20 protein-coding genes and 1 other annotated feature are annotated in these 18,966 nt (G+C 38.1%); of the genes, 5 read left to right on the top strand and 15 right to left on the bottom strand.

Annotation, left to right across the window (positions count from 1 at the left end; all coding sequences use genetic code 11):
- Positions 1 to 8 precede the first annotated feature (8 nt).
- The 13 genes from HNQ43_RS06805 to HNQ43_RS06745 form a co-directional block, all read right to left on the bottom strand.
- Entirely contained in the window at positions 9 to 593 is a 585-nt protein-coding gene (locus HNQ43_RS06805; RefSeq protein WP_183376145.1) for an HD domain-containing protein, read from the bottom strand.
- The gene (locus HNQ43_RS06800) at positions 586 to 738 is read right to left on the bottom strand and encodes a hypothetical protein (RefSeq protein WP_183376143.1); all 153 of its coding nucleotides are present in this window, start codon (positions 736 to 738) and stop codon (positions 586 to 588) included. The genes HNQ43_RS06805 and HNQ43_RS06800 overlap by 8 nt, the downstream gene beginning before the upstream one ends.
- Positions 739 to 1,077: 339 nt before the next feature.
- Positions 1,078 to 2,823, bottom strand: a complete 1,746-nt coding sequence (gene aspS, locus HNQ43_RS06795; protein WP_183376141.1) for an aspartate--tRNA ligase — start codon at positions 2,821 to 2,823, stop codon at positions 1,078 to 1,080.
- Entirely contained in the window at positions 2,804 to 4,123 is a 1,320-nt protein-coding gene (gene hisS, locus HNQ43_RS06790) for a histidine--tRNA ligase (RefSeq protein WP_183376139.1), read from the bottom strand. The genes aspS and hisS overlap by 20 nt, the downstream gene beginning before the upstream one ends.
- Positions 4,124 to 4,158: 35 nt before the next feature.
- Positions 4,159 to 4,349 (bottom strand) — a binding site (T-box leader).
- Positions 4,345 to 5,070: a YebC/PmpR family DNA-binding transcriptional regulator gene (locus tag HNQ43_RS06785; RefSeq protein WP_183376137.1), complete on the bottom strand. Its 726-nt coding sequence runs from the start codon at positions 5,068 to 5,070 to the stop codon at positions 4,345 to 4,347. Its footprint overlaps the feature before it by 5 nt.
- A gap of 42 nt (positions 5,071 to 5,112) precedes the next feature.
- Entirely contained in the window at positions 5,113 to 6,063 is a 951-nt protein-coding gene (locus tag HNQ43_RS06780; protein ID WP_183376134.1) for a PhoH family protein, read from the bottom strand.
- A 43-nt stretch (positions 6,064 to 6,106) separates the two neighbouring features.
- Positions 6,107 to 6,286, bottom strand: a complete 180-nt coding sequence (rpsU, locus tag HNQ43_RS06775) for a 30S ribosomal protein S21 (protein WP_016318853.1) — start codon at positions 6,284 to 6,286, stop codon at positions 6,107 to 6,109.
- A 96-nt stretch (positions 6,287 to 6,382) separates the two neighbouring features.
- Positions 6,383 to 7,843, bottom strand: coding sequence for a UDP-N-acetylmuramoyl-L-alanyl-D-glutamate--2,6-diaminopimelate ligase (locus tag HNQ43_RS06770; RefSeq protein WP_183376132.1), 1,461 nt, complete (start codon positions 7,841 to 7,843; stop codon positions 6,383 to 6,385).
- Positions 7,834 to 9,132, bottom strand: a complete 1,299-nt coding sequence (gene mtaB, locus HNQ43_RS06765) for a tRNA (N(6)-L-threonylcarbamoyladenosine(37)-C(2))-methylthiotransferase MtaB (RefSeq protein WP_183376130.1) — start codon at positions 9,130 to 9,132, stop codon at positions 7,834 to 7,836. The genes HNQ43_RS06770 and mtaB overlap by 10 nt, the downstream gene beginning before the upstream one ends.
- On the bottom strand, positions 9,133 to 9,861 hold the full coding sequence (locus HNQ43_RS06760) for an RsmE family RNA methyltransferase (RefSeq protein WP_183376127.1): 729 nt from the start codon (positions 9,859 to 9,861) through the stop codon (positions 9,133 to 9,135).
- On the bottom strand, positions 9,858 to 10,586 hold the full coding sequence (locus HNQ43_RS06755; RefSeq protein ID WP_183376125.1) for a pseudouridine synthase: 729 nt from the start codon (positions 10,584 to 10,586) through the stop codon (positions 9,858 to 9,860). The genes HNQ43_RS06760 and HNQ43_RS06755 overlap by 4 nt, the downstream gene beginning before the upstream one ends.
- On the bottom strand, positions 10,586 to 11,131 hold the full coding sequence (gene scpB, locus HNQ43_RS06750) for an SMC-Scp complex subunit ScpB (RefSeq protein ID WP_183376122.1): 546 nt from the start codon (positions 11,129 to 11,131) through the stop codon (positions 10,586 to 10,588). The genes HNQ43_RS06755 and scpB overlap by 1 nt, the downstream gene beginning before the upstream one ends.
- Positions 11,128 to 11,862 (bottom strand): segregation and condensation protein A, encoded by a 735-nt coding sequence (locus tag HNQ43_RS06745; RefSeq protein ID WP_183376119.1) that lies wholly within the window; start codon positions 11,860 to 11,862, stop codon positions 11,128 to 11,130. Before HNQ43_RS06745 ends, scpB begins: the two co-directional genes overlap by 4 nt.
- A 109-nt stretch (positions 11,863 to 11,971) precedes the next feature.
- On the opposite strand from HNQ43_RS06745, the gene HNQ43_RS06740 reads away from it, so the two are divergent.
- From HNQ43_RS06740 to HNQ43_RS06720, 5 genes are all read left to right on the top strand, one after another.
- A complete protein-coding gene (locus HNQ43_RS06740) occupies positions 11,972 to 12,691 on the top strand; it encodes an N-acetylmuramoyl-L-alanine amidase family protein (RefSeq protein ID WP_183376116.1) in 720 nt (239 codons plus the stop codon).
- A gap of 64 nt (positions 12,692 to 12,755) precedes the next feature.
- Positions 12,756 to 13,274, top strand: coding sequence for an NUDIX hydrolase (locus HNQ43_RS06735; RefSeq protein ID WP_183376113.1), 519 nt, complete (start codon positions 12,756 to 12,758; stop codon positions 13,272 to 13,274).
- Entirely contained in the window at positions 13,271 to 14,491 is a 1,221-nt protein-coding gene (locus tag HNQ43_RS06730) for an ATP-grasp domain-containing protein (RefSeq protein WP_183376110.1), read from the top strand. The genes HNQ43_RS06735 and HNQ43_RS06730 overlap by 4 nt, the downstream gene beginning before the upstream one ends.
- Complete coding sequence (locus HNQ43_RS06725) at positions 14,475 to 15,239, top strand: alpha/beta hydrolase (RefSeq protein ID WP_338082822.1); 765 nt, start codon at positions 14,475 to 14,477, stop codon at positions 15,237 to 15,239. The genes HNQ43_RS06730 and HNQ43_RS06725 overlap by 17 nt, the downstream gene beginning before the upstream one ends.
- Positions 15,232 to 16,329 (top strand): metallophosphoesterase, encoded by a 1,098-nt coding sequence (locus HNQ43_RS06720; RefSeq protein ID WP_183376108.1) that lies wholly within the window; start codon positions 15,232 to 15,234, stop codon positions 16,327 to 16,329. Before HNQ43_RS06725 ends, HNQ43_RS06720 begins: the two co-directional genes overlap by 8 nt.
- On the opposite strand, the gene HNQ43_RS06715 is transcribed toward HNQ43_RS06720, so the two are convergent.
- Together HNQ43_RS06715 and HNQ43_RS06710 are read right to left on the bottom strand one after the other, a co-directional pair.
- The gene (locus HNQ43_RS06715) at positions 16,326 to 17,363 is read right to left on the bottom strand and encodes a threonine aldolase family protein (protein ID WP_183376105.1); all 1,038 of its coding nucleotides are present in this window, start codon (positions 17,361 to 17,363) and stop codon (positions 16,326 to 16,328) included. The two genes, HNQ43_RS06720 and HNQ43_RS06715, sit on opposite strands and share 4 nt — an antisense overlap.
- A gap of 41 nt (positions 17,364 to 17,404) precedes the next feature.
- Positions 17,405 to 18,964 carry an acyl CoA:acetate/3-ketoacid CoA transferase gene (locus HNQ43_RS06710; RefSeq protein ID WP_183376103.1) on the bottom strand — a complete coding sequence of 520 codons (1,560 nt, stop codon included), beginning with the start codon at positions 18,962 to 18,964 and terminating at the stop codon, positions 17,405 to 17,407.
- Positions 18,965 to 18,966: the final 2 nt, after the last annotated feature.

The following is an 18,966-nucleotide window of genomic DNA, read 5'->3' as shown; positions in this document are numbered from 1 at the left end:
TTTGTGCTTTATTTCTGCATAGAATCACAATAATAAGTCGCTTCCATATCCGCTGTGCTCAAAGCAAAAGCTAAAGGAAAATGTTCAAAAGTATATCCCACGTTTCGGCTCGGATCCTCATTGGAAAATCCCATATGATAACGAATCGCAAATGCTTCTTCCCGTGATAATTTCATAAAAGGGGTAATCATATATACACTTTTTTCACCATGACCATAAGGCATGGAGTCTTCAAATTCATAATAAGGTACTTGAACCCATGTGCCATTCACTTTTTTATTTCTCTGTTCTTGGTGATACACGTTTATTTTACAAACATCATGCAGAAGACTAACCAAAGCAATGGTTTCTTGTGAATAATTCATCTGATATTGTTCTTTGACACGATCTCGGCTCAAGTAATCCTGTAAACAGTAATAAACATTAAGACTATGCTCTACCAAGCCGCCCGCATAGTTTCCGTGAAAACGAGTGCTGGCAGGGGCAATGAAAAAATCAGACTTTGAGGAACATAAAAAATCTAAGAATTCAACAGAACCCTCTCTTTTAATATGTTCAGTATAGATTTTAATAAATTCGTCTTTTTTACTCATAACATTCCTCGTCATTTTCATCAAAAAAGATAAACCGTATGCATCGAATCGCAATAAAGAAAAACAAGACCCATGAGGTCATCTGCAGAAGGGCTAAAACAAAAAAATAAGGATCAATGAACATACAGAATAGAATTTCTTTCATAAATAAATACCTTCTTTCAAATATAGTATAGAAAAGGTCTTGACATCATTTATGTCAGTATTCAAATTCTTGATTGTTAATCCCCTTATTGTTTAAAAAAACCCAAGGAACAGAGATCTTTCCCTGTGTGTACAGGTGGGTGACCTGTGTTAAGTCTTAGGATCCCCACGCGTAGCAGGTCTTCAACACAAAATAACAACATCCGGTCTCCCTTATCTCAAAGTGTAGGAAAAATGTAATGTCCTTGGGTATTTTCATCATAACTAAGTTTTATAAGGAATACAAGACTTGACATTTAGATAACGCTATGCCTATAAAAAAGGACTGTTTCAACAGTCCCTATTTAGAATCGGAAATCACTATATGAAGTTCATCCAACTGAGATTGGTCCACAGGTGTCGGAGCTTTTGACATTGGACACTTTGCGTTAGCATTTTTAGGAAAAGCGATAACATCGCGAATAGAATCGCTTTCACTTAATATCATTGCAATTCGGTCCAATCCAAAAGCTAAACCGCCGTGCGGTGGTGTTCCATACTGAAAAGCATCGATAAAGAACCCGAATTTATCTTTGATTTGTTGTTCACTAAAGCCTAGGAGTTCAAAAATCTTCTCCTGGAGATGATTGTCATAAATACGAAGGCTTCCGCCACCAAGTTCATAACCATTCAACACGATATCATATGCATTTGCACGGACACTTTCAACATCTGTATCCAGCAAAGGGATATCTTCTTGCATTGGCTGAGTAAAAGGATGATGACTCGCCTGATATCTTCCCAGCTCTTCGGAGTATTCGAACATAGGAAATTCAGTAACCCAAAGAAACGAAAACTCATCCTTATGTTTGAGATGAAGTTGACTGCCAATTTCATTTCTCAATGCGCCTAGCACTGTACATGTTTTTAACCACTGATCACTGACAATAAAGAGACAATCATTTTCTTTCAATCGCAAACGCTCATAGAGCGCTTTAACTTCTGAATCCTTTAGAAATTTACGGGCCGATCCGGTTAAATCTGAATCTAATGCTTTCAATACAACTAAACCCTTAGCTCCATTCTTTTTGGCTAAAGCAGTAAAAGCATCGATCTGCTTGCGAGAAATATGGGCAAAATCCGGAACCACAATTCCTTTGATACTTCCTTTTGAATCGATGACGGAACGGAATACTTGAAACTCTGTGTTTTCAAACACATCCGTCAATTCTTGAAGTTCGATATCAAAGCGATTATCTGGTTTGTCACTGCCATAACGATTCATGGCTTCGCGATAAGTTAATCTTAAAAACGGCGCCTGAACATCGATTCCCTTTACTTCTTTCATCAGCTTGACCAGCATTTCTTCCATCATAGAGATGATTTCATCTTCACTTAAAAAACTTGTTTCAATATCGACTTGTGTAAAATCCGTTTGGCGATCAGCTCTTAGGTCTTCATCTCTAAAACAGCGGGCAAATTGATAATAGCGTTCAAACCCGCTGATCATTAATAGTTGTTTATAAAGCTGAGGCGATTGAGGCAACGCGTAAAAACTGCCTGGATGTACACGAGAAGGAACCAGATAATCGCGAGCTCCTTCCGGGGTACTCTTTCCTAACATCGGTGTTTCGATCTCAATGAAACCATGCTGATCCAGGTACTCACGCATGCTTCGGGTAATTTGATGGCGCATGATCAATTTTTTCTGCATTACCGGTCTGCGCAAATCTAAATAGCGATACTCCAAGCGAGTATCTTCCAATGCATCTGTTTCATCCGCGATGATCAAAGGTGTAGTTTTAGCTGTGTTTACGATTTCAAAAGAAGATACCTCGATCTCTATATCTCCTGTTGGAAGTTCAGGGTTTTTATCTTTTCGTTCAACAACTTTGCCATGAACATGAAGTAAATATTCATTTCTGACTGGTTTGATTTGATCACTGAATTGTTCGCTGAACAAGAGCTGACAGATGCCGCTTCGATCCCGCAAATCTATAAAATTCAACTGACCAAAATTTCTCTTCTTAGAAACCCAGCCAATTAAAGAAACTTCTAACCCTACATGTTCGAGACGTAACTCTCCATTATAATGTGTTCTTTTCATAACTGTCCTCCTGATGGTGATGTTCAGATTCCATATGATCATCTAAATATATAATTAAATCATTTCTCAGAATCGAAGTTTGCTCTTTAGTATGAAGATTTTTAACTGTAATCATATTCTGAGATCTTTCATTCTCTCCAATTAATAAGGCGTAATGAGCATGGGCTCGATCTGCCGCTTTAAATTGACCTTTAAAGCCTTTGCCGTTCATATCCATGTCGGCTCGATAGCCATAAGCACGCAGCTCAATTAAAGTTTGGAATGCGTAACTGCGGGCACTTTCATCTAAGCACATCACAAAAACATCTAAATCCGGTTTCTTTTCCAATTCAACGCCTTCTGCTTCTAATGCGATCAGTAAGCGCTCCATACCAAGAGCCCAGCCAATACCGCTCATATCAGCGGGTCCGCCATAATAAGGAATCAAGTTGTCATATCGACCTCCGGCAAGAACCGTCGACTGTGCTCCCATTTCTGTATTTAAAGAAACAATTTCAAATACAGTATGAGTATAATAATCCAATCCTCGTACTAGTCCGGGATCCACTTCATATGGGATCTCAAGTTCATCAAGCAGCGAAAGAACCGTTTTAAAATATTCTTGACTGGAATCATTGAGATAGTCAGAGATCTTCGGCACATTTTGCATACAAGGATGCTCGTGATCCACTTTACAGTCTAAGATCCGTAATGGATTTTGCTCATAACGCCGTTTACAGTCTGCACAGAGTTCATCCAAGTAAGGAGCAAAATATCTTTTTAAAGTTTCTCGATAATTCTTTCTAGACTCCTCATCCCCTAAGGTATTGATACAAACTTTTAAATCCTTCAGTCCAAGAGCTTTTAAGATGGAATATGCCAAGACGATCGTTTCTACATCTGTGTAAGGACTTTTATTTCCTAAGCATTCAACCCCAAATTGGTTAAAAAGACGCAATCTTCCCTTTTGAGGTCGTTCATGTCTTGCCATCGTGCCCATATAGAATAATTTAACGGGCAGATCGGGACTGGAGTACATTTTATTCTCCACAAAAGAACGAACGACTCCGGCCGTTCCTTCCGGACGAATCGTTAAAGAAGTTTTTGAGTTTTCAGGTTGAAATGTATACATTTCCTTATTGACCATATCGCTAGAGTCATTTTCTCTTTTAAATACTTTGGTATGCTCAAAAATTGGTGTGCGAATCTCATCATAGTTATATAAATAACAAAATTCACGTAATGTTCTTTCAATGCTTTGCCAAGCGTAGCTGTCTTCTGGCAATAGATCTTGACAGCCGCGAGGGATTTGATATGCCATATTTTCCTCCTTATTTAAACAAAAAAACGCCCCTATATAAGGACGTTTTCACGCGGTACCACCTTATTTCATGTTCAATGAACATGCACTTATGTTTTAACGCAACAAACGGTCAGATTTTAACTGACTTCTCCAAAGTGTCATTCCTGTTCTCCGCTAGATCTTTTCACCATCCAGATCCTCTCTACAAGCTTATGAACAAGTCCTTCTTCTTCAACGAATTAATTTAAATTATCTACATTATGATAGACATTCTGAACATCGTCTACATCATCTAATAATGTAACGAGTCGTTTGAACAGATCAAGGTCTTCTCCTTCTAAAGAAACCGTTTCATTTGGAACCATTTTATCTTCCAAAACTTCAAATTTAACATCAGGGATCAAAGCTTCAATAGCTTCTTTCGCATCATCTAGCTGAGTCGGTTCGACAGTAATGGTCATATATCCTTCTTCAATCTCGATTTCTTTTAAATCGATCTCTTTTTCAATCAGACAATCCATCATCGCTTCTTCATCATCATATTGAATTACAATGACTCCCAGATGCTCATATCCGAAACTAACAGAGCCGCCAACACCTAATTTCGCATGACTTTTGTTGAAACATGCACGAAGATTTGCGATCGTACGGTTCGGATTATCCGTCAAGCAGTCAATAATGATCGTGCTTCCTCCGCCAGAACCAAAACCTTCATATCGAGCACTCGAATAGTTTTCATCCGCACTGGATTTAGCCTTATCAATCGCTCGTTTTATAACATCAGCCGGAACATTGTTAGCTTTTGCACGTTCGATTGCCTTTTTCAATGTCTGATTCATATCAGGATTTGGATCTCCGTTTTTTGCCGCTACCAAGATTTCTTTTGAATATCGAGAATAGATCTTGGCTTTTTGATTTGCGGTCTTCTGCATTGCAGCAGCACGTACTTCAAAATGTCTTCCCATTTATTTCACCTCAAATTCCTTTCTAGTATAGCTTACAGAATTTTATTTTTCAATCTCTGCATACCGTTCAATAATTTTTTGCACGAGCGGATGCCGGACAACATCTGCATTTTGCATATGAACGATTTCAATTCGATCAATATCTTTTAAGATCTTGGTAGCCTGTACTAAGCCCGAATCTTCTTTGCGAATCAAATCAATTTGAGTAATATCCCCATTTATGATCATTTGTGCTTCGTTACCCATGCGAGTCAAAAACATCTTCATTTGTGATTTTGTCGTATTTTGCGCTTCATCCAAAATAACGATGGCTTTATTCAATGTTCGCCCTCGCATAAAGGCCAGCGGCGCAATTTCGATAACTTGTTTTTCGATCAGCTTTTCGACCATTTCAACACCAAGCATATCATATAATGCGTCATATAACGGCCGTAAGTAAGGATCGACCTTCTCTTTCATATCACCAGGTAAAAAGCCTAAAGATTCTCCGGCTTCAACAGCGGGACGCGTTAAAATAATTTTTTCGATCTTATGTTCTTTTAAAGCATTGACAGCATGGCATACGGCTAAATACGTTTTTCCAGTTCCTGCTACACCCGTAGCAAATACAATATCGTTATGTCGAAAAGCTTCACATAGAATAGCTTGTCCTAAAGTTTTGGGATAAATTACTTTACCAGATTTAGTTTTCGCAACCATTTGAAGATGAGACGGTTTAAAATGTTCTAGTTTTCCTTCTATAGACAACCGGCAAAGATAGGCTATATCTTGTCGAGATAGAACCCTGTGCCGATCGATCAATTGGAAACATGCCTGAATTACCTGTTGAATTTGATAAACCTGTTCAGATTCATATTTCAACATTTGATCCCGTAAAATGAAATCACATTTAAAAAAACGTTTTAATTCGGATAAATTCTCATCTTCGAATCCGATAAACTGTTGAATCGATTCGAAATCCTTGTCAGATAGATCTATAGTATGAAAGGCCATGTGTCCTCCTATAACACAAAAAGAATCTGCAATATGCAGATCCTTATTTTCCTCTACGTGCTTTGCGTGCAGCTTCCGATTTCAACTTTCTGCGTACACCTGGTTTAACGTAAAATTCTCTTTTTCGGGCCTCAGCAAGGGTGCCGTTTCGAGAAACCTGACGCTTGAATCTTCTTAATGCATCATCAAGCTGTTCGTTCTCTTTAAGAACTACCTTTGGCATCAAATAACCTCCCTTCCTGAGTTAATAACCATTCGAATTATAGCAAACCAATTCCCCGATTTCAAGTTTGAAAGACCGATTTGGCCAAGAAAATCGTTAGGAATTGTTATTTTCGCCATATCCAGATGCTTTTAAGCATTCTAAAGCACAAATATTGTCTCCAGTCCAAGGAACTCGACCGCTTTCATGATACATAAAAGGCTCATCCCCTTTTCCAAGAATTAAAACGACATCGCCTTTTGATGCATTATCGATTGCCTGGCGTATAGCTTCATAACGATCCTCTACAAAAAGATTCGGCTTATTCTGAATTCCTTCCTTGATCTGATTCGCAATATCTTTAGGATTTTCATCGCGGGGATCATCTTCTGTTAAGATAATCAAATCGGCATACTTGTCCGCTAATTCCCCAAATACTTTTCGTTTGGCGATATCACGCTTCCCGGCAGAACCAAAGACAGTGATCACGCGCCCTTTATCAGCCGCAACTTGGCGCCCATATCGAAGCATTTGTTCCATGCCATCCGGTGTATGAGCAAAATCGACAACGACATGAAATGGTTGTCCACACTCAATTTGTTCCATTCGTCCATCAATTTGAGGAATCTTTGTACAAGATTGCAGAATAACAGGCAAACTCATTCCGGTTTCATGTAAAGCAGCAATGCAAGCTAAAAGATTATAGACATTGTATCGCGCAACCAGACTTGTCTTCACCGGATATTTTTGCCCCTTATAGACAAGATCAAAAGAGGTCGATTTCGCATTTTCATGAATGTTGATTGCTCGATAATCGCAATTCTGCTCAATACCATAAGAAACAACACGTGCCTTAGAGCATTCTTTCAAATCTTCATATCGATCGTCATCAATATTCAGGATCGAAACCCCGTCTTCTTTGACAAGTTCCTTAAACAAAATAGATTTCGCTTCAAAATAATTTTCTATAGTTCCATGAAAATCAAGATGATCATAGGTTAAATTCGTAAAGATAGCCACATCAAAACGGATGCCATCCACGCGATGCTGCGATAACCCATGACTGCTCACCTCTAAAGCACAAGATTTCATTCCGGCACGAACCATATCGCTCAGCTTTCTTTGAAGAAATAAAGTATCCGGTGTGGTAAGATCTGGAGCGATGCGAACTTTTCCGTACTCGATCGCAATAGTTCCGATATATCCACACGGTTCTTTTAAATCACGAATATACTTAATTATATTGGCACATGAGCTTTTACCGTTGGTTCCAGTGATTCCGTACATCGTCATCTTGTCAGAGGGCTTAGAATAAAACAGACGAGCACATTGGTTCATACATGCGGTGACATCTTCAACCTGTATATAAATGACTCCCGGCAATTTGTCGATGATATCTTTGGAATGTACGATGGCGATAGCTCCCTTTTCAATGGCTTGAGGAATGAAATCATGACCATCGAATGTCATGCCGGGCAAACAGAAATACATATCTCCTTTTTTAACTTTTCGGGAATCCAAACAAAGTCCGGTAATATTGACAGTAGGAGCATTTTTAAAAAGCTTACTTAATCGCATAGACAACCTTCTTTCTGATTTACGATATAAACATTATTCTCAATTCGATCCCATTGACAATGAATTCGCCCCGTTAATGATTTTTCGGAATAAATCTGCACAGGGTGATATTGAGATGAATACCCATGATAAACACCGCTCGGATCCTGTTTTTCTATCAAAACTTCCAAGGGAGAGAATCGCATCATATCTTTATAACGAAGTTGTGAAGACAATTTTAACAATTGAGCCACTCTTTCTTTCACAACGGATCCATGAATTTCGCCCTTCATAGTACTCGCTTTGGTCCCGTTTCTTTTTGAATATGGGAACACATGCATAAATGAAAAAGAGCACCTTTCCATATTTTTTAATGTTGTTTGAAACTCTTCATCGCTTTCTTGTACAAATCCACAGATCACATCTGTCGAAATAGAAATATCTGGGATTTCTTTGCGAATTTGATCCAATCGAGCGATAAACTCTTCAATCGTATAAGGTCTATTCATTCTCTTCAATGTCTTGTTACATCCAGATTGTACAGGAATATGCAGATGATGACAAAGTTGTTTATGATGTTTCATCAAATCTATTAAAGCATCATCTACTTCTGTGATTTCAATACTGGAGATGCGAAAATAAACATTTTCGTCCACTTCTTCTAATAATACTTTTAAAAGATCGCTGAGTGTTTTCCCTTGATCATAATATCGCCCGGTATGAATTCCGGTCAGAACGATTTCACGATGTCCCTTTTGTGCAAGCTCTTTTGCGATCGAAACCACTTGTTCAAATCTTAAAGAACGCTGCGGTCCTCTGGCATAAGGTATAGCACAATATGTACAAAATTGATTACATCCATCCTCGATTTTTAAAAAAGCACGATGCTTGGATTCGAAAACATGGATCGGCATTTCTTCAAATTGAGTAAAATCTGAAATATCTCCAACTAAATCTTTTGCTTGATGTTCTTCAATCAAAGATTGAATCAAAGAGACTAGCTGGTTTTTATATTTTGCTCCAATGATCAGATCTGCTTTTAATTCTTCTCGCTGTTCGCGAGTTGCATTTTGTGCATAACAGCCAACTACAACGATCAAAGCGTTTGGATTTCTTTTTTTTAAAGCGTGTATTTTTTGCCTCGATTTTGACGCCGCAGTATTAGTGACAGTACACGTATTGATGATACAAAGATCGGCTTTTTCATCTGAATTTACAACCTTGAATCCGTGTTCTTGAAGCTGTTGCGCATAATAGTTGGATTCGTACGCGTTGACTTTACAACCTAATGTCGTGATTGAAATCCGCATTTATTTTTCCTCCTTTGACAAGGAATGTTGATAATCAATACAGGATAAAGCATAGAAGGCGGCTGTCTCTGCACGCAAGATTCTGTTTCCTAAGGATACAGGGATAAAATGATCGTCTTGCAGTATATCAATTTCATTGACATCGAACCCGCCTTCTGGGCCAATCACGATCGTTACACTGGCAGGATCTCTTTTTAACAAATGAGAAATATGAAAAGAAGGATCATTTTGTTTTTCATAGCAAACCAAATTACAATCTTGTTGATAATTGTGTAACGTTTCAATATTTTGAATGGCCTCCAACTCCACAAGATCATTCCGGTTGCATTGTTTACATGCATCAAAAATGATCTGTTGCCAACGCTCTGTTTTTTTATCGATTTTTTTTGGATCGATCCGGATAATACTATATGCCGAAGTAAACGGAACTATTTTTGTCACGCCCAATTCACAAGCTTTCTGCAACATCAATTCAAAACGATCCTGTTTGATCAAAGAAGCACAAAGTGTAATGTGTTTCGCGCTGCGAGGAACTTCGATTTCATCAAAAACATATAAATATGGTTTATCAAGAGGGTGTGCTAAAAAGGTCCCTCCTTTTTTGCTGACTACTCGAATCGTTTCTTTTTTTTGAATGCGTAACACATCAAAAAGATGATGTGCCTGTTTAGGGTCTAAAGAAATCGATGCGTGAAGCATACACGGATCATCTACAAATACTTGTTTCATTTAGAACCTCCTTGCATGCTGAGGTTTTTGAGTTTCTTAACTTCAAAAGGTTTTAATCGCCGATATTCACCAGGTTTTAAATCGTCTGCACTAATAAAGCCAAAACGGGTTCTGTGTAAACGGAGAACACGATGACCCAAAGCTTCCATCATTTTTTTGACCTGGTGGTTTTTTCCTTCATAAATTGTCAATTCAAATCGACATCTATGTAATATAGGATCCGTTTCTAACATATGAACACGACAAGGCTGATAATCGGCTTCTTTTGTATGGAGTCCTTTTCGAAGATTGCGGATATCTTGTTCCGAAAGGAGCCCTTGTAAATTGACTAAATACGTTTTAGGTAAATGATACCTTGGATGGATCATCTGATTGGTAAACTGTCCATCATTAGTTAAAAATAATACGCCGCTGGTATCGTAATCCAATCGTCCAACCGGATAAATTCTTTCCTTGACCGGGATATAATCCAGAACTGTCTTTCGATTGAATTGATCTTTACTGGTCGTAACACAACCCTTTGGTTTGTTTATGACATAATAGATCTTCTCTTCTTTTTCAATACGTTTCCCATCGATTTGTATATCATCTTGAGGACGTACCTTGGTTCCTAATATATCGACAGTTTTTCCGTTGACTTTTACTCTTCCCTGTAGAATCAGATCTTCTGCCTTGCGACGAGAACAATAACCGGATTGAGCGATGATTTTTTGTAAACGTTCCATTAAGCATCCTCCTTGAATAATTCATCATCTTGTGCAATCGTTGGAAGATCCGGCAGTTCTGCCAAAGTCTCTAACTGAAAAGCATCCAAGAATGCATCGGTTACACAATATAATAACGGCTTCCCGACTGCGTCCAACCGGTCTTTTGCGTCTATTAAGCCGCGAACCTGCAGTTTTTTTAACATCATCTCACAATTGACGCCTCGAATCTCTTCAATCTCCACTCGTGTGATCGGTTGTTTATAAGCGATGATTGCCAGTGTTTCTAAAGCCGCCTGGGAAAGCGTAGGAGTTTTTATCGATTCAAACAACTTCTGTCCGTAAGGATATACGCTTTCTTTTGTGACAAATTTATAACGGCTTGCATATTCAACCAGTTCAAAACCATGTTCCTGATTTTGATATTCTTGTTTTAATTCATCTAAAAGAGATTTAAGAACAGAATCCGAATCACAGTTGACAGCCTGTTTAATCTGTTGATAAGAAAGCCCTTCTTCTCCACTTAAAAAAATCAAACCTTCTACAATTGGTTTATATTCTGTCATACAGTGTCATCCTTTCTAAGCACGATCTTATCATCGTCCGTCAAAGTAAATGTTAGTTGTTTCTGGTAGATCAAATCTAAAACTGCCAAAAATGTAACGATCAACATATGAAGATCAGTACAATCGTCACAAAGATCATCAAAAAGGAAAGGCTCTTTCATAGTCTGTATTCGAGGCAAGATCATAGAACGCCGATCTTCTAGAGACATTTCTTTGATTGTAACTTTTGTTTCATAAGGTTCCAATAAAATCTTCCGTTGAATCACACGATTCATAGCTTTCATTAATTCATATGGTGATTGAGGCGATAATTGCTCTTGTTGGATCGGGATAGACCATTGCGATGCCAATGAAGCTTGTGGGCGCGTATAATGCAGCTGCCTTTTCTCATAAGAATCCTTGAGATCCATAGTTACTTCTTTAAACTTTTGGTACTCCAAAAGTCGCGAAACTAAACGGTCTCTTTCCACTTCTTCGTAATCATCGTCTACAACGACTTCCTCTCTTGGAAGAAGTTTTCGACTTTTATATTCAATCAAACTGCTTAATTCGATCAAATATTCACTAGCAACTTCTAAATGCATATCCTCCATTTGATGGATATAGTGAATATACTGATCTGCAAGTATGAGCATATCCAAATCAAAAAGGTCCAGTTTGTTTTCTTTGATCAGATGCAGCATCAAATCCAACGGGCCTTCAAACTGATCTATTGTGATTTTAAATTCCATGTTATCACCGCTTAAAAGTATATCAAATTTTAGACAAACAAGAAAGAACGGCAAGGATGCGTAAATAGAAGATTTATGATATGATGATAACAATTTAAGGGGTGATGGAATGAAAAGAGCTATATGGTTTTTAATAATTGCTTTGTTCATGGCTTTGATCGTTCAACCTAATCTTTCTTCCAATCAAGATCCCAATCTTCGCACTCCTACGAATACAACATCACAGGCAAGAACCAATGATAATATCGATATTGGTTTATCCGAGTCAAAGGCGACGATATGTTTAGATGCAGCAAACGGCGGTAATGATACTGGTTATGTAGTCAATGATGAGACTATGGAAAAAGATCTAAATTTGGCTTTGGTTTTAAAAATTGGAGAATATTTGTCACAAGCCGACTATAATGTTGTGTATACCAGATCCGATGACTCTACGATCACGGAAACAAGCGAAGGCGGAAACGAAAATCAACGTGTGCAGATCGCAAAACAAAATCAGGCAGACTACTTAATCAGCATTCAGATGGCAGATGATGTCGATACAACGATAAAGGGATATTCTTTTTTTACACACCCTGATGAGAATCTGATCGATTTGGCCAATACGATCAATGACAAACTCATGGCTATCAACTATTCGCGTTTTGATGGGCTTGATAGTGATCATTATGAAAACTTCTCGATTCTACAAGATGCAGATTTACCATCATTACTGATTCAAATCGGATATCTGACAAACGAACAAGATGTTCAAAATCTTACAGACGAACATTTTCAAGACTTGATTGCCAGAGCTGTTTCGGAAGCTATTTTAATGGAAATTAATTAAGGTTCTCTTTTCGAGAGCCTTTTATTTTGCTATAATGAAAACTAATGAAAGAAGATGAAAGTTCATGGAAGAAAAAACAATTTACAATGGATCGATCTTCTCTTTGAACCAAAAAACAATCCAAATTAAAGGAAAAGATTATCTTCGAGATATCATCCGTCATCCTGGCGGCGTTGGAATCTTAGTTATCGTTGATCGCAAGATACTTTTGGTCCAGCAGATGCGGCCCGCCATAGATCAGATCACACTAGAGATTCCTGCCGGAAAACTGGAATATGGCGAGGATCCTCTTCAAGCTGGCTTACGCGAACTTAATGAAGAAGCCGGATATACTTGTAAGGAACTGAGTCTGATACAATCTTTTTTCTCAACACCTGGTTTTTGCGATGAGAGAATCTGGATTTATGAAGCAATTGATCCGATTCCGGTTAAAAACAGACTGACAATGGATGAAGACGAAGAAATCGAATGTAAATGGATTCCTATTCATGAAGCTTATGAAATGACTAGAAACGGAACTATCCTCGATGCCAAAACCATCATGGCAATCGATCATGCGATATTAAAGGAGAAAAATGTATGAACTTTGTATTGATTTCACCCAATTACCCAGATAATTATTGGCTCTTTTGCAGAGGGTTAAAAAAGTATGGTGCCACAGTGCTTGCTATTGTGGACACGGCTTATGAAAATCTAAACCCGAACCTGATTCAGAACATTGATGAATGTTATGTTGTTAACAACTTCAATAATTATGACGAGATGATTCGTGCTGTGGGATATTTCACATTTAAATATGGAAAGATCGATTGGATCGAGTCCAATAATGAAGCTTGGTTATCCTTAGATGCAAAGTTGCGCGATGATTTTAATGTAAAAACAGGATTTGATTTCAAAACAATCACAGAATATCAAAGTAAAGCCGCTATGAAGAAATATTATGAGGATGCCGGTATTCCAACAGCGCGATATTCTCTTGTGGAAAGTGAAGAAAATGCTCTCGAATTTGCACACAAGATTGGCTATCCGCTTGTTTTAAAGCCAGATCATGGGGTGGGAGCTTCTTTTACATATACGATCAAAAATGATGAAGATCTTAAAAAATATCTCCATGTGGCGCCAAAAGTTCAAATGATATTAGAAGAATATATTGAAGGCGATGTTTTTACTTTGGATGGTATTTGCGATGCTCAAGGAACAATACGATATTTAAATTCGCTAGAATATGTAGGCAACTGTATGGATAGCGTTCAGTATCAGCAATCGATTGGGGCTTATACAGCTTTTACGATCAGTGATGAATATCGCGATATTGCGCAGCGTACCATTCATGCCTTTCATTTAAAGAATCGGTTCTTTCATTGCGAGTTTTTCCGTTTAACCAAAGAAAAGAAAGGTTTGGGAAAAAAAGGAACTGTAATTGGCTTAGAAGTTAATTTCCGTCCTCCGGGAGGTTTTGCACCGGACTTAATGAATTATGCCGGATCCTTAGATGTTTATGATATTTGGGCACAGGTTTTGATCACTCAGCAAGGAGACTATATGAACATTGCCAGAGAATCAGCGGGCTTTGCCGGACGCAGAAATTCTATCTCGTATAAATACCGAGTTAAAGAATTGGAACAGATGTTTAAAGATCAATGGCTAAGTACGATCTACTTGCCGGAAGCATATGCTGCGACTATGGGAGATGTAACAATTTCTGCAAGATTTAAAACGCCTGAAGAAAGAAACGCTTTTTACAAGGCCGCTTTTCAAGAAACATTAGGAAAGGATCAGAACAGTGATCTTAAAGTTTGATAGATTAATGACACAGTTCCATGAACAACGAACGATTCATATGTATCTTCCGGATGACTATCTCTATTCGCAAAAACGATACCCTGTCCTTTACATGTTTGATGGGCACAACTTATTCAATGATGAAGATGCAACCTATGGAAAATCATGGAATTTAGCAAATCAAATTCTTTGGAATCAAAAAGAATTGATTGTCGTCGGCCAGGAATGCAGTCACCATGGCAACGATCGTCTCTACGAATACAGTCCATACCCTTTTGCTGATGAAGAATTGCAGGCAATGGGTGAAGGTTTTGGAGAAGGAACCATGAATTTCTTTATTCATGAGTTAAAACCATATATTGATGTTCATTTCCCTACTCTATCACAAAGAGAGACTACTTGGATCGGCGGATCAAGTTGTGGAGGGGCTATGGCTCTTTATGCGGGAATGAGACATAATGATATTTTTTCCCGATCCCTGGTTTTATCGCCTTATTTGATACCAACTTCAGAATATTTTCTATTAGAAGCAGATCATACGAATTTTGTTGGTCCTTCCTCATTTTATATCTCATGGGGGGCTTTAGAAGGATCAAGCAAACACGCTTTTGTTCAAGAAACAAAAATTGTCACTGAGATCGCGAATCGCCTATTAAAAAAAGGGGCTCATATTCAATTTAATGTAAAACCAGAAGGGGCTCATACAGAAAGTGATTGGGAACAAGAAGCTCCAGTCTTTCTAAATTATTTATTCCAAAATGAATAGAAAACCCATTATCAAACATCTGGGCCCATGGAAAAAGAAAAGGACGATCGTTATCAGTGATATTCACGGAAATTTGAATGCTTATCTTAAACTTTTAGACGAATGCGATTATCAGGAAGGCGAAGACCGATTATTGTTGTTGGGAGACTTGATTGAAAAGGGTCCGCGTAATTTAGAAACTTTAAGGACGATCATCCGGCAATCAAAGCAAGGAGAAGTGCATGCATTGATGGGAAACTGCGATTTTACCATTAAGAACGCTTTTCTTTCTTACCGCCTGGATTTCTTGAAACAAATCTTGATGATTCGCAAGAATTCAATATTGCACGAAATGGTGTCGGCTATCGGAATAGAATTCCACGATACGACAGATATGGAAAAATTCTGTAATATTTTGCGGCAAAACTATTATGAAGAATTAGCATTTTGTAATGATCTACCTCATATCTTAGAATCTGATACTATGATCTTCACGCATGCGGGTATTCAAAGCGAAGAAAACTTCGGAGATGATTTTCGCACTCCAATGACCACTCCTCTTTTTTTAGATTCGGCACCAAAATTTAACAAAACGGTTGTGTGTGGACATATGCCTGTCACTGAATATCAACGACACATCGCACATTTTGATCCATTGTTTTCACCGGAAAAGAATATTTACTGCATTGATGGTGGGAATATAGTCAAAAAAGCAGGTCAATTGAATGCATTGATCTTTCAAGATAATTATGTAGAGATTAAACGCTGCGACCTATTGGAAACCGCAATCGTAAAGGAAGAAGTTCCTTATCACACACAGATTCCATTTTTTATCACGTGGAATCATGGACAGGTTGATTTGTTAAAAAAAGAAAAGCAGGAATCTTATGTTTATTCGCCTTATATCAATCGCTCGTTTTGGGTAGATAATTCTTTTTTACAAATTCGACATGGACAATTATTTGCCACTGATTATACAAATTATCAAATTCCATTGCGGGTTAATGACAAAGTAAAAATCGTACATCAATATCAGGACCGTGTTCAAATCAAAAAAGATGGAGTCCTTGGGTGGTGTTATCAAAGACAATTGAAAAAGCACTCGATTTAGTCTTCGAGTGCTTTTGCTTGTTTTAGATACTCTATTAATGAATCTAAATCTTCTTTAGTGGTTGTCCAGCTGGTCACAAACCGAATCGCAATATTCTGATCTTGTTTTTCCCAAATCTCAAAATCGACAACAGAAGACAAAAACTCATACTCTTTGTCTGTCACGATCGGAAATATTTGATTAGTCTCACTTTTCATTAGGAATGGATACTTTAATTCAGATAATGCGTCTTGTAACTTTTGTGCCATGGAGTTAGCATGCTTAGCAGCACGATAAAAAGAATCATTTTCAAATAAACCTTTAAATTGGATTCCCAATAGCCATCCTTTAGCCATCATAGCTCCATTTTGTTTCATACAGAATCGGAAAAAAGGTTTTAACGATTCATTACATATAACGACTGCTTCCCCCATCAAGGCACCATTCTTAGTTCCGCCAATATAAAAAACATCACACCATTCTGCAAGATCATTGAGTGTATAATCGACGCCAGACATCAACGCAGTTCCTAAACGTGCTCCATCCATATACAGGTATAGATCTAACTCTTTGCAAATCGAAACAATCTCTTCGATTTCTTGTCGAGTATAAACAGTTCCAAATTCTGTTGAGTTTGAAATATATACCATTTTAGGGTAGACCAAATGTTCATAAGTCAACATGTGTTCATCAAACGCTTTTCGAATCAGTTGAGGTGTCAGCTTCCCATTGACATTTGGAACAGTGATAACCTTATGGCCAGTTGATTCAATAGCCCCGGTTTCGTGAGTAGCGATATGGCCTGTATCACAAGAAATAACAGCTTCAAACGGACGTAAAACAGAAGAAATCACAGTTTTATTGGTTAATGTTCCGCCCGAAATAAAATGAATGTCCACATCGTGATCTATCATCTTTGATTCAATCAAAGATTTGGCCTGTAAGCATAAATCGTCTTCGCCATAGCCTACAAAACTATTTAAATTGGTATTGTTTAACAACTCCATGATTTCAGGAATACAGCCTTGTCCATAATCATTTCTAAAAAATAACATTTTGAGCGCTCCTTTTCAAAAAGGAGTACTATACAGTACTCCTAATTATCACTTTTAAGTCCCATAGGTTGATCTTCAAAAATACGAGAATCCATCAATTTCAAATCGGAGGCAATAGCCGGTTTAAATTCCATTTGACCTAAGACATCTTTTTCCAAATCAACACCTGGAGCGATTTCAGTTAATGTTAAGACTCCATCTAAAAGTTCAAAAACAGCTCTTTCAGTAATGTAAAGGACTTTTTGTCCTGTCTGCGCAGCGTATTCAGCCGCAAATGTTATTTGTTCAACTTCATTTTTAAACTTTTTGATTTGGCCTTCTTGCAAGATTTCTAATTGACCATTACCAATCTTTTCCTTAAGTCCTTTAGCAGTGAATGTACCACAATAAACAACAACAGGGGCTGTTTGAGTGATGTTGATAAATCCACCGCAACCTGCGATTTTTGGTCCAAAGCGAGAAACGTTAATATTTCCATGGCGATCGCATTCTGCCAAACCTAAGAATGCCTGATCAAGTCCTCCGCCATCATAGAAATCAAACTGATAAGGTTGGTCAATCATTGCATCTGGGTTTGTACACGCTCCAAATGCAGTACCACTCATTGGGACACCGCCAATTCCACCTGTTTCGACAGTAAGTTTCAACCCAGGAAGACCTTCTTCGTTAGCAACGTTGGCAATACCTTCCGGCATACCGATTCCCAAGTTAATAATAGCGTTTGGATCCAATTCCATAGCTGCCCTGCGGCAAACGACTTTACGAGCATTTAAAGGCATTGGTTCAATGGAATCCACAGGGACACGTACTTCTCCGGAGTAAGAAGGATTGTATTCTTGAGAATAAGTTTGCCAATGATTTTCCGGCTTTCCAATGACAAGTGCATCTACATAAATTCCCGGTATCTTCACATCACGAGCAGAAAGGGTTCCATTCTGAACGATTTCTTTGACTTGTACAATTACTTTCCCTCCAGAATTTTTGGCCGCTTGTGCGATAGATAGAGAATCTAGAGTGCCGGCCTCTTGCGTCATAACAATATTTCCGTCTTCATCAGCATATGTTCCGCGAAGTAAAGCTACATTGACCGGGAAAGATTTATATCGTAACCATTCTTCTCCATCCATTTCAATAAGCTCAACAAGATCCTCAGCTTGTCTTGTTTTCTCATTCATCTTAGCACCTTCTAAACGTGGATCCACAAATGTCTTCAATCCAATCTTTGTGATCACGCCAGGACGATGCCCAGCTATTTCGCGGAATAACAAAGAAATGGTTCCTAACGGCAGATTATATCCCTCAACTTTATTTTCAAAAACAAGTTTTTGGAATGTAGGAATCAAGCCCCAGTGCCCTACAACAATTCGTTTTAATAAACCTTCATGTCCTAAATGATTTGCTCCTAGCTTATCGGTACCATCACCCATACCTGCTGAAAACATGACAGTTAAATCACGAGGATGACCCGTATTTAAAAAACTGTTCTCAACGGCAATACTCAATTCTTGAGGATGCCCCATTCCAATAAATCCGCTGATTCCTACTGTATCACCATCTTTGATCATGGAGACAGCTTCTTCAGCTGATACTATTTTTGCCATGC

Source organism: Faecalicoccus acidiformans, assembly GCF_014202635.1.
Taxonomy (GTDB): Bacteria; Bacillota_I; Bacilli_A; order Erysipelotrichales; family Erysipelotrichaceae; genus Faecalicoccus; species Faecalicoccus acidiformans.
The sequence above is the reverse complement of the archived record's forward strand: the minus strand, read 5'-3'. Positions and strand labels throughout refer to the sequence as shown.

Bases quoted from the DNA above. Each gene is read 5' to 3' on its own strand.
- HNQ43_RS06805 (WP_183376145.1), bottom strand. From the start codon at position 593: ATGAGTAAAAAAGACGAATTTATTAAAATCTATACTGAACATATTAAA.
- HNQ43_RS06800 (WP_183376143.1), bottom strand. From the start codon at position 738: ATGAAAGAAATTCTATTCTGTATGTTCATTGATCCTTATTTTTTTGTT.
- aspS (WP_183376141.1), bottom strand. From the start codon at position 2,823: ATGAAAAGAACACATTATAATGGAGAGTTACGTCTCGAACATGTAGGG.
- hisS (WP_183376139.1), bottom strand. From the start codon at position 4,123: ATGGCATATCAAATCCCTCGCGGCTGTCAAGATCTATTGCCAGAAGAC.
- HNQ43_RS06785 (WP_183376137.1), bottom strand. From the start codon at position 5,070: ATGGGAAGACATTTTGAAGTACGTGCTGCTGCAATGCAGAAGACCGCA.
- HNQ43_RS06780 (WP_183376134.1), bottom strand. From the start codon at position 6,063: ATGGCCTTTCATACTATAGATCTATCTGACAAGGATTTCGAATCGATT.
- rpsU (WP_016318853.1), bottom strand. From the start codon at position 6,286: ATGCCAAAGGTAGTTCTTAAAGAGAACGAACAGCTTGATGATGCATTA.
- HNQ43_RS06770 (WP_183376132.1), bottom strand. From the start codon at position 7,843: ATGCGATTAAGTAAGCTTTTTAAAAATGCTCCTACTGTCAATATTACC.
- mtaB (WP_183376130.1), bottom strand. From the start codon at position 9,132: ATGCGGATTTCAATCACGACATTAGGTTGTAAAGTCAACGCGTACGAA.
- HNQ43_RS06760 (WP_183376127.1), bottom strand. From the start codon at position 9,861: ATGAAACAAGTATTTGTAGATGATCCGTGTATGCTTCACGCATCGATT.
- HNQ43_RS06755 (WP_183376125.1), bottom strand. From the start codon at position 10,586: ATGGAACGTTTACAAAAAATCATCGCTCAATCCGGTTATTGTTCTCGT.
- scpB (WP_183376122.1), bottom strand. From the start codon at position 11,131: ATGACAGAATATAAACCAATTGTAGAAGGTTTGATTTTTTTAAGTGGA.
- HNQ43_RS06745 (WP_183376119.1), bottom strand. From the start codon at position 11,862: ATGGAATTTAAAATCACAATAGATCAGTTTGAAGGCCCGTTGGATTTG.
- HNQ43_RS06740 (WP_183376116.1), top strand. From the start codon at position 11,972: ATGAAAAGAGCTATATGGTTTTTAATAATTGCTTTGTTCATGGCTTTG.
- HNQ43_RS06735 (WP_183376113.1), top strand. From the start codon at position 12,756: ATGGAAGAAAAAACAATTTACAATGGATCGATCTTCTCTTTGAACCAA.
- HNQ43_RS06730 (WP_183376110.1), top strand. From the start codon at position 13,271: ATGAACTTTGTATTGATTTCACCCAATTACCCAGATAATTATTGGCTC.
- HNQ43_RS06720 (WP_183376108.1), top strand. From the start codon at position 15,232: ATGAATAGAAAACCCATTATCAAACATCTGGGCCCATGGAAAAAGAAA.
- HNQ43_RS06715 (WP_183376105.1), bottom strand. From the start codon at position 17,363: ATGTTATTTTTTAGAAATGATTATGGACAAGGCTGTATTCCTGAAATC.
- HNQ43_RS06710 (WP_183376103.1), bottom strand. From the start codon at position 18,964: ATGGCAAAAATAGTATCAGCTGAAGAAGCTGTCTCCATGATCAAAGAT.